The sequence below is a fragment of the Rhizobium sp. 22-785-1 genome, assembly GCF_053521965.1.
Genome location: NZ_JBNWDI010000002.1, coordinates 563,809 through 575,837, shown reverse-complemented (window position 1 = coordinate 575,837; position 12,029 = coordinate 563,809). Strand labels below are relative to the sequence as shown.

Sequence of the window (12,029 nt, the reverse complement as noted above, 5' to 3'; positions counted from 1 at the left end):
AGTTTGAGACATATGCCACATTTTCTTCGCCAGCTTTCGCCGACGGGTCTCGGCGTCGCGGTCATGCTTTTCGGCATGGTGCTCTTCGCGCTCAACGATGCGATGGGCAAGTTCCTCGTTTCCACCTACAGCCTCGGTCAGGTCATTGCCGTGCGTAGCATCGCGGCCGTCATTATCCTGCTGCCGATCGTTTGGAGGGCAGGGTTGCCGAAACTGGTGAATGTCGAGCGCCCCGGCCTTCAGGCAGCACGTGTGTTCTTTTCAACAGCCGAACTCTTCTGTTTCTACTTCGCTGTCGCAGCGCTTCCGCTGGCTGACGTCATGACCTATTGGCTGGCTGCCCCTATCTATGTGGCCGCATTGTCACCCTTCCTTCTGGGTGAGAAAGTCGGCTGGCGGCGTTGGACGGCCATCGGCATCGGTTTTGTCGGCGTGCTGATCGCGCTGAAACCAAGCTCTGCGTCTTTAACAAGTGCAGCCTTCTTTTCCATCCTTGGCAGTGCCGCCTTTGCCTTCATGATGCTGTCCGGCCGGCAGCTTCGCAACACGCCGGACACGGTCCTGGCCTTCTGGCAGATTATCGGGGCAGGGCTTGCCGGCATCGTCGCCATTCTCGTCACGCCGTCCGGCTGGATTCCAATACAATCCGGTTTCGACCTGTCGCTGCTCGCACTTCTCGGCATCGTGGCGATGACCGCGCATGTGCTGGTCAATCGCGCGCTCAAACTCGCCGACGCGGCGACGGTTGCGCCCTTGCAATACACATTGCTGCTGTGGGCCGTCATTTTCGGCTGGCTGATCTTCGGCGATGTACCGCAAATCAGCATCGTCATCGGGGCCGGATTGATCGTCCTGTCGGGACTCTACATCTTCTTCCGGGAAAATGCTGTGAAGCGCAAGCAGGCCAGGACGGCGGTTCAGCCCGTCGAAGATCTGGTCTGATCCTCTGGTGAACAACAAACCTGTACCCTTGGATGTAAATACAACCTTTGAGAAGTAAAATAGGGCTTATCGCAGCGAAGAAAGGCCGACAGGTAGCCGAAAAACAACTTTAATCTTGACGGCATCACGAAGTTGAGAGACTAGAGTGACATTCTGCCCCTGACATCGGGCAGGATGAAACCTTGGTGCCGGGCCCCTCTGGCGAGAGTTTTACGGCGCTCTCGCGATGTCGGTACCGCCTGCTTATGACGCCGGCGGATGAACACCCATGAACAACTCAACCATGCATTCGGTGCTGGCGCGCGACGTCACGCACATCTTCTGCTCTAATGTTGCGGGGGCTTTGTGATGACGCCCACCACGCAATCCACGCTCTCCTATTTCAAGTGGGCCTTTATCGTAACCGTCGTCGGCCTCATTCTCGGCGGCTATCTCGGCTGGGAAATGACCGGCACCGTCAGTGGCACGGCCACGATCTTCTTCATCTGCGCGGTGCTGGCCGTGCTGGAAATCTCGCTCTCCTTCGACAACGCCATCGTCAATGCCAACAAGCTGAAGGACATGACGCCGGAGTGGCAGCATCGCTTCCTCACCTGGGGCATTCTGATCGCCGTCTTCGGCATGCGTATCGTCTTCCCGCTTCTGATCGTCGTCATCGCCGCAAATGTCGGCCCCTGGACGGCCATGGTCATGGCAGCGACCGAGCCGGATCGCTACGCCCAGATCATGAAGGACGCGCATCTGCCGATTGCGGCCTTTGGCGGTACCTTCCTGATGATGGTGGGCCTCAGCTTCTTCTTCGACCATGAGAAGGAAGTTCACTGGGTGCGCTGGTTCGAGGAGAAGATCGCCACCTATTCCTCGATCAAGGGAATCGAGATCGCCTTCGTCTTGATCATCATGCTGGTCTTCACCCGCATCATCAGCAACAGCGCCAATCCCGAGCTCGGTCCGGAAGCGGCCAATGTCTTCTTCACCTCGGCGATCTGGGGCCTCTTGACCTTCCTTCTGGTCGAAGTCCTTGGCGGCGTTCTCGATCGCAGCCAGCAGATGCTGGAAGGCGCGGCAAAGGGCGGCTTCGGTGCCTTCCTGTACCTCGAAGTGCTGGATGCCAGCTTCTCATTCGATGGCGTTATCGGCGCCTTTGCGCTGACATCGAACCTCTTCATCATCGCCATCGGTCTTGGTATCGGCGCCATGTATGTGCGCTCCATGACCATCATGCTGGTGGAGAAGGGAACGCTTGCCGAATATCGCTATCTCGAGCATGGCGCCTTCTACGCAATCCTGATCCTTTCGGTGATCATGTACACGCAGAGCCTCGTCCATATTCCGGAAGTGATCACCGGTCTTGGCGGCGCGACCCTTATCGGCATCGCGCTGTGGTCCTCCATCCGCTATAATAAGCAGGAAAAGGCCCGCGAAGTCGGTGCCGCGCATGGTGCCAAGGTCTGACGAAGCACCTGACCCTCTGCCTTAACAGGCGGAGGGCTGCGTCTTAATTTTGCGCGGCGATTAAAAAATGATCTCTCGCCCTTCGCGACCAATGGGAATTGAGGGCATTCAGCGTCTGATTCGGCTTGATCGCGGGTTGGCACGCTTCCTGCTTCTTGGTTGTTCAAGTCCAGAGGGGACGCGAGAGCTCAAAACGAGCCTATCGAGACCGCCGCCATTTCGAAGAGACAACTTCGATGGCGGCGGTTTTGTTTTTATTCACCGCTTGGCGCGATGATAATGGGGATTTTTCAAAGAACGGAGAGTTCCAACGTGCCAGTGGAATTGTCGCCAAGCCAGGCGCTCGGCTTGTGGCACCGCGTCGCGCTGGCTCAGGTAGAAGGCGAAGCGCCCGACCTGACGCTGAGACAGACTGCGATCCTGCTCCATATCTATCTGGTGCCGCCGCCGCACACCGTGCGAGCCCTGGCGAGTGTTCTGGGCGTCACCAAGCCTGTGATTACTCGCGCACTGGACAGTATGGGTGCTTTGGGCCTTGTCGATCGCGAACGCGACGAAAAGGATCGCCGCAATGTGGTGATCAAACGCACGGTCGCAGGCGCTCTCTATCTAGAAAAATTCGGCGATCTGATTATTGATAAGGCGCGCGAGACTTGATGTTAAAAAGTCGCCGCATTGCCGTTCGATGAACGCTGGCATTATTCTTTCAAACCAGGACCAAATCACCATGACATCCGCCGAAACCCTTGACCGCCGTCTGAATGTCATTCGCCCCGATCTAGCGGATGCGAAGCTTGAGGGCAGGGTCCAGGCAGAGCGTTTCATCACGGGCGAGCCCGCACAGGTCGCTCTTCCGGTGGTCGGACTTCGGCCAAAGCCGGAGATGGTATCGGGGATCGATACCGAACTGCTTATGGGGGAGGCGATCCGCGTCTTCGACCGAGCCGATGGTTGGGCATTCGTGCAGGCGGAGGCGGATGGCTATGTCGGTTACATGCCACAGGTCGCGATCGGCGCGGTAGAGGTGGCAACACACACCGTCATTGCTCCCCGCACCTTTCTCTATCCAGCAGCAGAACTCAGAAAGCCGCCTGTTTCGGCCCTTTCCATGGGAAGCCGCCTGACCTTCGTCGGCGAAGAGGAAAAGCGTGGGACGCGTTACCTGATGACGGCGAAAGGCGAGGGTGTAATTGCTGCCCATTGTCTCCCCGTCGATCGCTTCGTCTGCGATGATTATGTCTCGGTCGCACTTCGCTTTCTCGAAACACCCTATCTCTGGGGTGGCCGCTCCGGCTTCGGCATCGATTGTTCGGGTCTCGTCCAACTGTCCATGGCGATGACGGGCAAATTCGCACTGCGCGATACGGATATGCAGGTGAAGTCTCTCGGAACCGAGATCGAGCGCGAAGAACTGCGCCGCGGCGATCTGGTCTTCTGGAAGGGTCATGTCGGCATCATGGAAGATGAAACGACGCTGCTGCATGCCAACGGCCATACGATGAATGTTGCACGCGAGAACCTGGACGAGGCTATTCAGCGCATAGGCTGGCTCTATGACAGGCCCACCGCCTATCGCCGTCCTTGATTTGCTCACGAAAACGTTTCGAAGCGACATCCTGCGCACACCACTTGCATGGCTTATATAGAGCTTCTCTTGCATCGGGATGCGACATGATGAGACGTTTGAAGCGCGCTTTTTCCGGCCTGGCTCTTTGCCTGGTGGCTCTCGCTCTGCCGCAGGCTGGCACGGCGCAGACCGTTTACAAGGACGGTTATCTTCCCGCACCAGACGCTTATGCCAATTTGCCTGGCGTGAAGGACCCCAAGACGCTCAAGCCAATGGAGCGGTATCATTGCTACTCGACGACTGTTCAGTCCAGCAGGCCCATCGGCCCCTATCGCGATCTCTTCGGTAGCGATGGCCTGCCGGTTCAGGGTTATCGTTGCTCCGGCTCGTCCGGCACGTCCTATTTCGGCACCAGGGTCCCGACATCGAAGGACTGGTATCCGGGGATCAATCCTCCCGCTACGGATTTCTGAGAGGTAAGACCGCTCCCCAACGTACCGCACTCGGGTGAACTGGTCTGGACTTGCCATGCGTTTTTCAGATAAGTCTTTGACCCACAAGGTCGATGACCTCTGAAAATGCGCGGCGATGCCGGACTTACATGGTGCAGGGGTCTGGCGCGGGGGATAGCAGCAGCAATGACGAAGACAGACATAGCGACCCGTGTTCACAACCACACCTGGAAGCTTGATCCCATCATCCGCAGCCTCATCGATACGGATTTCTACAAGCTGTTGATGTTGCAGATGATCTGGAAGCTCTATCCAGAGGTCAACGCAACGTTTTCCCTCATCAACAGAACAAAGACCGTTCGGCTCGCAGAGGAGATCGACGAGGTAGAACTGCGCGAACAACTCGATCACGCTCGCAGCCTGCGACTGACGAAAAAGGAAGCGATCTGGCTTGCCGGTAACACCTTCTATGGCCGCTCGCAGATTTTCGAGCCGGAGTTCCTATCCTGGCTGTCGAGCTATCAATTGCCGGAATACGAGCTGTTCAAGCGCGACGGGCAGTATGAGCTAAATTTCCATGGCCGGTGGATGGATACCACGCTATGGGAAATTCCAGCACTCGCCATCGTCAACGAATTGCGCTCGAGAAGCGCCATGCGTTCACTCGGCTACTTCACACTGGACGTCCTTTATGCCCGCGCCAAAGCCAAGATGTGGGCAAAGGTCGAGCGCCTTCGCGAACTCCCTGGCCTGCGCATCTCCGATTTCGGCACGCGCCGCCGCCATAGTTTCCTGTGGCAGCGCTGGTGCGTCGAAGCCCTGAAGGAAGGTATCGGCCCCGCTTTCACTGGCACCAGCAATGTCTTGCTGGCGATGGATTCCGATCTTGAAGCGGTCGGCACCAATGCGCATGAGCTTCCCATGGTCGTTGCCGCTCTGGCGCAGAACGACGAGGAACTGGCCGCGGCACCCTACCAGGTGATGAAGGACTGGAACCGGCTTTATGGCGGCAACCTGTTGATCGTCCTGCCCGATGCCTTCGGCACTGCAGCGTTTTTGCGCAACGCGCCGGAATGGGTAGCGGATTGGACAGGCTTCAGACCGGATAGCGCGCCGCCTATCGAAGGTGGCGAAAAGATCATCGAGTGGTGGAAAAAAATGGGCCGGGACCCGAAGAAGAAGCTCCTCATCTTCTCAGACGGCCTGGATGTCGATGCCATCATCGACACCTACAAGCATTTCGAGGGACGCGTGCGCATGAGCTTCGGCTGGGGCACCAATCTCACAAACGATTTTGCCGGTTGCGCGCCTAAAACCATCGAGGGCTTGAAGCCGATCTCGGTCGTATGCAAAGTCAGCGATGCCAACGGACGCCCCGCAGTCAAGCTCTCCGACAATCCGCAAAAGGCGACAGGCGAGGCGGATGAGGTGCAGCGCTATCTGAAATTCTTCGGTCAGGAAGACCGAAAAGACCAGAAGGTCCTGGTTTAGGACGTTCTGGTCGGTGAATAGGCCGAGTTTCATCATCCTCACCGTAATGGCGAGGATGATGAATTGGTATGGTCAGTTCTACCGCTTCACGAAGCTGCGGGAAATATAGTGGAACAGAGCACGGATAGCCTGTGCCTCTCCACCGATCGATGAATGCGGTCGCTCGCTGAGCGACCATCCGTAAATATCGAAATGCACCCACTTCTTCGTCTCGGTAACGAAGCGCTTGAGAAAGAGCGCCGCCGTGATCGATCCAGCCATGCCGCCCGAGGGCGCGTTGGTAAGATCGGCCGCGCGCGAGCGGATATCCTTGTCGTAGCCCATATAGAGCGGCAGCCGCCAAAGCGGATCGTCGGTATCGATGCCGGCATCGGCAATGCTGTGGGCAAGGTCTTCATCATCGGTGTAAAACGGCGGAACATCCGGTCCGAGCGCAACGCGAGCCGCCCCCGTCAGCGTCGCCATGTCGATCATCAGTTCCGGCGGATCTTCATCGGCATAGGATAGTGCGTCGGCCAGGATGAGACGGCCTTCGGCATCGGTATTGTCGATTTGCACCGTCAGGCCCTTGCGGCTCTTGTAAATGTCACCGGGTCGGAAGGCGCTGGCGGAAATGGAGTTCTCCACTGCTGGAACGATGACGCGCAGATTGATCGGCAGACGCGCATCCATGATCATCAGCGCAAGACCAAGCACATTCGCTGCCCCGCCCATATCCTTTTTCATCAGCGCCATTGATGAGGATGGCTTGATGTCGAGCCCACCGGTATCAAAGCATACACCCTTGCCGACCAGGGTCAGTCGCGGATGGTTCTTCTTGCCCCACGACATTTCCAGAAGGCGTGGTGCGCTGGCGCTGGCGCGACCCACAGCATGGACCAGAGGAAAATTTTCCTTCAGGAGATCGTCGCCGGCCACGACCGAGACTTGCGCCTTGTAATGCGCACCGAGACTGCGAAAGGCAATTTCCAGCTCATCCGGTCCCATGTTGTTGGCCGGGACGTTGATGAGGTCACGGGCCAGATAGACACCGGCGAGAATACGCTTGATTTCGGCGTCCTCGGCATCGCGAGGAATGAGAAGCTTCGGCCCGTTGTTCTTCGTGGCGCGGTACTTGTCGAAGCGATAGGCGCCGAGACCGAATCCGAGCGTCAGCCGGTTTACAGTCAGTGGCGCGGTTTCGATATGCCAGTCGCCCTCGGGAAGCTCATGTGCCAGCTTTCCGGTAATGAAGGGAATTTCGGATGGATTCGTCCCAAGGCCGAGGAGGGCGCCGCCCAGGGCACCTTCCGCAGAGGGAATGAGCAGAATGGCGCCAGCCTCTGCCTTGAAGCCTGCCTTGCGCGCCCAATCGAGCGCCACAGGATCGATAGCCCCCTGTTCTATATGGGCAGGCGTCACTGCAAAGACGGGAAGCGTTGCGCCAGACTTCGAACTGAAGGGCGAGGCGCGCTCTATGAACTGATAGGGGACCATTGTCTGCTTTCGTAAACGCCTGAACCGGCCAAATTAACACTCTGTTAGGGTTAACAGATTATTGCTGGAGCGAAAGTTGCGTGGCGCACGCCGCGTCAACGAAATATCCGAACATAGGCCCGGGGCGACATCATGATTGCGATTTCCTCACGTCATGCCAGCAAACGCATCCTTCTTCGGGGTGCATGCGTCGCTGCTGTGGCTTTAAGCCTCGCGGCCTGCTCCACAAACCGTACGGATCGCCCGGACCGAATGTCGACGGGATCGATTTCTCCTGCTGTCTCGCATTCCTACGATCAGATGAACATGGACCAACTGCGCCAGGCCGAAGCATCGGTCGGGGCAGCTTATGCGCGCAATCCCAAAGACCGCAACACGGGGATGAACTACGCCAACATCCTGATGATGACAGGCAAGAACACGCAGGCACTGGCGGTCATGCAGCAGGTTGCGATTGCCTATCCATCTGATCGTGAAGTGCTGGCGGCCTACGGCAAGTCTCAGGCTGCTGCCGGCCAGCTTGAGCAGGCGCTCAATACCATCCAGCGAGCGCAAACCCCCGATAGGCCGGATTGGCGTCTTTACTCCGCAGAAGGCGCGGTTCTGGATCAGTTGGGACGCTCCAACGAAGCCAGAGCGAAGTATCGTCAAGCGCTCGATCTCAAACCCAACGATCCGAGCATCCTGTCAAACCTCGGAATGTCCTACGTGCTGCAAAATGATCCGCGCACGGCAGAAACCTATCTTCGCTCGGCGGCATCGCAACCCGGTGCCGACAGCCGCATCCGCCAGAACCTCGCACTGGTCGTCGGCCTTCAGGGGCGCTTCGATGAAGCGCAACGCATTGCCATGCAGGAGTTGTCTCCCCAGCAGGCGCAGGCCAATCTCGCTTATCTGCGCGGCATGCTGTCTCAGCAGAACGCGTGGTCACAACTTGCCGACAAGAACAAGAAGACCGAAGTTCGTTAGGACCTTCATCTAGAGCGCCGTGCGTCCCGTTGGGCGCAGTGAGGACGCTCGATCTCCTTGGATCTACCCGCGTCTCTTCCGACCAATCGCTTCATAACCGTGCTGGCCGGCCAGTGCGCCCTGTTCGTCTAGGCCGACGTAAGGCTGCTCTCCAACCTCATGGCTGCATGGTCAAAACGTATCGGCGACCCGAATGCCCGCAGGTCCCAGAATGACAGCGACGAGCACCGGCAGGAAAAACAGGATCATCGGTACAGTCAGCTTGGGCGGCAGCGCAGCTGCTTTTTTTTCTGCTTCGTTCATGCGCTCGTCGCGACCTTCCTGCGACATCACGCGCAAAGCCTGCGAGAGCGGTGTGCCATAGCGTTCCGCCTGGATCAGCGCCTGGACGACATTTTTCACATTATCCAGCTGAGTGCGAAGCCCTAAATTTTCCAGCGCCACGCGGCGATCCTGCAAAAACGACAGCTCGGCCACCGTCAGCACCATTTCTTCGGCAAGCTCCGGCGATTGCTCCGTCATTTCCTCGGCCACGCGTCGCATGGCAACCTCCATGGAGGTGCCGGATTCCACGCAGATGAGCATGAGGTCCAGCGCATCCGGCCAGTTGCGTTTGATCGACTTCTGCCGCTTGGTAATGCGATTGGAGACATAGATATTGGGAGCGTAGAAGCCCAGATAACCGAACACCAGCACTCCCACGAGACGGGTCATGAAGCTGTAATTGGGGAAGTTGTTAAGACCGAAGACCCACAGGCCCCCGACAAGCAGAAACACGAATGGCAGGATGAAACGCGCAGCCAGGAAGGTGTTGAGCGCGTTTTGGGAGCGAAAGCCCGCAGACTTCAGCTTGTTCACCGTATTGGCATCCACCAGCGCCTCGCGCAGGTTGAAGCGTTCGACGATCTTGGTGGCCGATTTGCTATGGTTGGCGCGAAGCGAAGCCTTGCCCGTTGGACTGGGTGCGTTCAAGCGCTCCTGATTGCGGCTCCTCAGGCGCTCCCGCTCTGTCGAAACGGCTCGTGTGCGCCTGTTGAGATCTGCACGAGTAAGATAGGGCGTGGCGACGGTGTAGACGGTGGAAAAGGCCGCCACAGCGACAAGAACCGCGATAAGGAAATGCGGATCGAGGAGGCGTTGCATGAGCGTATCGAGCATGGGACCGCCTCAGATCTCGAAGTTGATCATATTGCGCATGATAACGATACCGATCGACATCCAAACTGCAGAGCAACCGAGAATGATATGCCCGCGCTGATCGGTAAACAGGACCATCAGATAGTCCGGCGCCGTGAAATAGACCAGAAGCGAGACGATGAAAGGCAGGGAGCCGATGATGACGGCGGACGCCTTCGCTTCCATCGACAATGCGTTGACTTTAGCCTTCATCTTGCGCCGGTCGCGCAGAACCTTGGAAACGTTGCCAAGCGTTTCCGACAGGTTGCCACCTGCCTGAGCCTGCATCGAAATGACAATGCCGAAGAAATTTACCTCCGGCAGAGGCATCGTCAATGCCATGCGTTCAATGGCTTCGGCAAGGGACATGCCCACCTGCTGCGATTCGACAATGCGCTGGAACTCTCTTTTAACCGGTTCCTGTCCATCGGACGCGATCAGCCGCACCGCCTCATTGAGAGGGAGCCCGGCTCGTATCGAACGACACATCACATCGAGCGCGTTTGGAAATTCTTCCAGGAATTTGGTTTGACGCCGTTTGACCAGATAGCGCAGCACCCAACGTGGCGCGCCCAGAATACCGACGAAAGCGATGCCGATCCCCACGAGAAAAGGCATGCCATAGAGCAGGGACATAAGGGCGACGAAAACTGCGATGCCAATGCTGAAGAGATGGAACCGCTTTACCGAAATTGGAAGGTCGGCCTGGAGAATGAGACTTTGAATGCTGGCATTGTTGCGTTTCTTCGTCTTTTCGTTCTGCTTTTTCTCCAGGTCTTTCAGCATTTCCTGCGTCGATTTGCGACGCTTGCTGAGTTCCTGAACGCGATCACGCGCAGCTTTGATCTTGACCCTGTCCGTTTCGGCTGCCTTGACGCGGGTAACGCGGCTTGCCGTCTTCTTCTCCGTTTCGATCTGCGGGAACAGGAAGACATAGGCCAGCGCCCCTGCCGATATGGCGACCAGAACGACAAGAAGCACTACAGTTATGTTCATTGGCTGCTACGCTCCATCGCCTCAAGCGCCGCGACAAGACGTCCGCCTTCGTTGTAGTAGCGGACGCGATCGAAAAAGTGGGGCTTGGTGATGCCGGTAGAGACGTGGCGCCCGATCAGCCGTCCATTGGCATCCTCCCCTTCGATTTCGTACTTGATCAGGTCCTGCGTAATAATCACGTCACCTTCCATGCCGACGACCTCCGTCACCTGGGTGATGCGCCTTGAGCCATCGCGAAGGCGGGCTGCCTGGATGATGATATCGACGGATGTGGAGATGATTTCCCGGACGGTTCTCGCCGGCAGGGTGAAGCCGCCCATTGCGATCATCGACTCCATACGGCTGAGGCATTCCCGGGGCGTATTGGCATGGATCGTGCCCATGGACCCGTCATGGCCGGTATTCATCGCCTGAAGCAGGTCGAACACTTCGGGTCCGCGTACTTCGCCGACGATGATGCGCTCGGGACGCATGCGCAAGCAGTTCTTGATCAGATCGCGCATTGTGATTTCGCCCTCGCCCTCGATATTGGGCGGGCGGGTTTCCAGGCGGACGACATGCGGCTGCTGCAGTTGGAGTTCGGCGGTGTCCTCGCAGGTAATGACGCGCTCGTCCTTTTCGATATAGCTCGTCAGGCAGTTGAGCAGCGTCGTTTTACCCGAACCGGTTCCTCCCGAAATGACGACGTTGCAGCGAACACGTCCGATGATCTGCAACAGGACAGCGCCCTCAGGCGTGATGGCACCGAAGCGCACCAGCTGATCGAGCGTCAGCTTGTCTTTCTTGAACTTTCGGATCGTCAGCGCCGGACCATCGATCGACAGGGGCGGCGCAATCACGTTCACACGCGACCCGTCCGGCAGGCGCGCATCGCAGATCGGACTGGATTCATCGACGCGGCGGCCGACCTGGCTGACGATGCGCTGGCAAATCGAAAGAAGCTGCGCGTTGTCGCGGAAACGGATGTCGGATTCGATCGTCTTGCCGTTCACTTCGATGAAGGTCTGGCCCGCACCGTTGACCATGATATCGGCAATGTCGTCGCGCGCCAGAAGCGGCTCCAGTGGTCCATAGCCGAGCACGTCGTTGCAAATATCTTCCAGCAGTTCTTCCTGCTCGGAGATCGACATCGCAAAGTTCTTGATTGTGATGATATCGTTGACGATATCACGAATTTCTTCTCGAGCGCTTTCCGTATCGAGTTTGGAAAGCTGCGACAGATCGATCGTGTCGATCAGCGCTGAAAACACCTGCGACTTCGTCTGATAATAGTCATCCGTGCGGGCACGTTTGCGCTGCGGGCCGTTATCCTTCGGTACTGGGGATGGCCGCGGGGCAGGTGGTTGAAGCACCGTGAGCTCCGCAGGCTCCATGTCATCCATGAGCGGAGGCGAACTCATGGCAGGCAACGGCGCGGGCGGCGGTGAAGCCACTCGCCCGATGGTTCCGCTTCGTCCGAAGCTGTCGCTGCCACGTTTTCCAAACATCTCTTGTCTTCCGGTCTG

At 57.7% G+C, this 12,029-nt stretch carries 11 protein-coding genes; 7 read left to right on the top strand and 4 right to left on the bottom strand.

Features of this window, described 5'->3' with window-relative positions:
• The first annotated feature begins 12 nt into the window (after positions 1-12).
• From ACQZ5M_RS07485 to pncB, 6 genes are all read left to right on the top strand, one after another.
• Positions 13-942, top strand: a complete 930-nt coding sequence (locus ACQZ5M_RS07485; protein WP_296077059.1) for a DMT family transporter — start codon at positions 13-15, stop codon at positions 940-942.
• Between the two features lie 348 nt (positions 943-1,290).
• Positions 1,291-2,397: a DUF475 domain-containing protein gene (locus ACQZ5M_RS07480; protein ID WP_296077063.1), complete on the top strand. Its 1,107-nt coding sequence runs from the start codon at positions 1,291-1,293 to the stop codon at positions 2,395-2,397.
• 312 nt (positions 2,398-2,709) lie between these two features.
• Entirely contained in the window at positions 2,710-3,054 is a 345-nt protein-coding gene (locus tag ACQZ5M_RS07475; RefSeq protein ID WP_296041136.1) for a MarR family winged helix-turn-helix transcriptional regulator, read from the top strand.
• Positions 3,055-3,124: 70 nt separating this feature from the next.
• A complete protein-coding gene (locus ACQZ5M_RS07470; protein WP_296077066.1) occupies positions 3,125-3,982 on the top strand; it encodes a C40 family peptidase in 858 nt (285 codons plus the stop codon).
• An 86-nt stretch (positions 3,983-4,068) separates the two neighbouring features.
• Positions 4,069-4,437 carry a hypothetical protein gene (locus ACQZ5M_RS07465; RefSeq protein WP_296077068.1) on the top strand — a complete coding sequence of 123 codons (369 nt, stop codon included), beginning with the start codon at positions 4,069-4,071 and terminating at the stop codon, positions 4,435-4,437.
• Positions 4,438-4,602: 165 nt separating this feature from the next.
• A complete protein-coding gene (gene pncB / locus ACQZ5M_RS07460) occupies positions 4,603-5,907 on the top strand; it encodes a nicotinate phosphoribosyltransferase (protein ID WP_296041127.1) in 1,305 nt (434 codons plus the stop codon).
• Positions 5,908-5,985: 78 nt separating this feature from the next.
• Here the strand turns inward: pncB and ACQZ5M_RS07455 are convergent, their stop codons facing one another.
• Positions 5,986-7,383 (bottom strand): leucyl aminopeptidase family protein, encoded by a 1,398-nt coding sequence (locus tag ACQZ5M_RS07455; RefSeq protein WP_296077070.1) that lies wholly within the window; start codon positions 7,381-7,383, stop codon positions 5,986-5,988.
• 252 nt (positions 7,384-7,635) lie between these two features.
• Here ACQZ5M_RS07455 and ACQZ5M_RS07450 point away from each other — a divergent pair, with 252 nt between their 5' ends.
• Entirely contained in the window at positions 7,636-8,352 is a 717-nt protein-coding gene (locus ACQZ5M_RS07450) for a tetratricopeptide repeat protein (protein ID WP_296077073.1), read from the top strand.
• Between the two features lie 171 nt (positions 8,353-8,523).
• Here the strand turns inward: ACQZ5M_RS07450 and ACQZ5M_RS07445 are convergent, their stop codons facing one another.
• Genes ACQZ5M_RS07445 through ACQZ5M_RS07435 form a run of 3 tightly spaced genes read right to left on the bottom strand, consistent with a single transcriptional unit; the run spans position 8,524 to position 12,011 of the window.
• Positions 8,524-9,510: a type II secretion system F family protein gene (locus ACQZ5M_RS07445; RefSeq protein WP_296041121.1), complete on the bottom strand. Its 987-nt coding sequence runs from the start codon at positions 9,508-9,510 to the stop codon at positions 8,524-8,526.
• 9 nt (positions 9,511-9,519) lie between these two features.
• Positions 9,520-10,524, bottom strand: coding sequence for a type II secretion system F family protein (locus ACQZ5M_RS07440; RefSeq protein ID WP_296077077.1), 1,005 nt, complete (start codon positions 10,522-10,524; stop codon positions 9,520-9,522).
• The gene (locus ACQZ5M_RS07435; protein ID WP_296077081.1) at positions 10,521-12,011 is read right to left on the bottom strand and encodes a CpaF family protein; all 1,491 of its coding nucleotides are present in this window, start codon (positions 12,009-12,011) and stop codon (positions 10,521-10,523) included. The genes ACQZ5M_RS07440 and ACQZ5M_RS07435 overlap by 4 nt, the downstream gene beginning before the upstream one ends.
• Between the last annotated feature and the right edge of the window lie 18 nt (positions 12,012-12,029).

Bases quoted from the DNA above. Each gene is read 5' to 3' on its own strand.
- ACQZ5M_RS07485 (WP_296077059.1), top strand. From the start codon at position 13: ATGCCACATTTTCTTCGCCAGCTTTCGCCGACGGGTCTCGGCGTCGCG.
- ACQZ5M_RS07455 (WP_296077070.1), bottom strand. From the start codon at position 7,383: ATGGTCCCCTATCAGTTCATAGAGCGCGCCTCGCCCTTCAGTTCGAAG.
- ACQZ5M_RS07450 (WP_296077073.1), top strand. From the start codon at position 7,636: ATGTCGACGGGATCGATTTCTCCTGCTGTCTCGCATTCCTACGATCAG.
- ACQZ5M_RS07480 (WP_296077063.1), top strand. From the start codon at position 1,291: ATGACGCCCACCACGCAATCCACGCTCTCCTATTTCAAGTGGGCCTTT.
- ACQZ5M_RS07465 (WP_296077068.1), top strand. From the start codon at position 4,069: ATGATGAGACGTTTGAAGCGCGCTTTTTCCGGCCTGGCTCTTTGCCTG.
- ACQZ5M_RS07470 (WP_296077066.1), top strand. From the start codon at position 3,125: ATGACATCCGCCGAAACCCTTGACCGCCGTCTGAATGTCATTCGCCCC.
- ACQZ5M_RS07440 (WP_296077077.1), bottom strand. From the start codon at position 10,524: ATGAACATAACTGTAGTGCTTCTTGTCGTTCTGGTCGCCATATCGGCA.
- ACQZ5M_RS07435 (WP_296077081.1), bottom strand. From the start codon at position 12,011: ATGTTTGGAAAACGTGGCAGCGACAGCTTCGGACGAAGCGGAACCATC.
- ACQZ5M_RS07445 (WP_296041121.1), bottom strand. From the start codon at position 9,510: ATGCTCGATACGCTCATGCAACGCCTCCTCGATCCGCATTTCCTTATC.
- pncB (WP_296041127.1), top strand. From the start codon at position 4,603: ATGACGAAGACAGACATAGCGACCCGTGTTCACAACCACACCTGGAAG.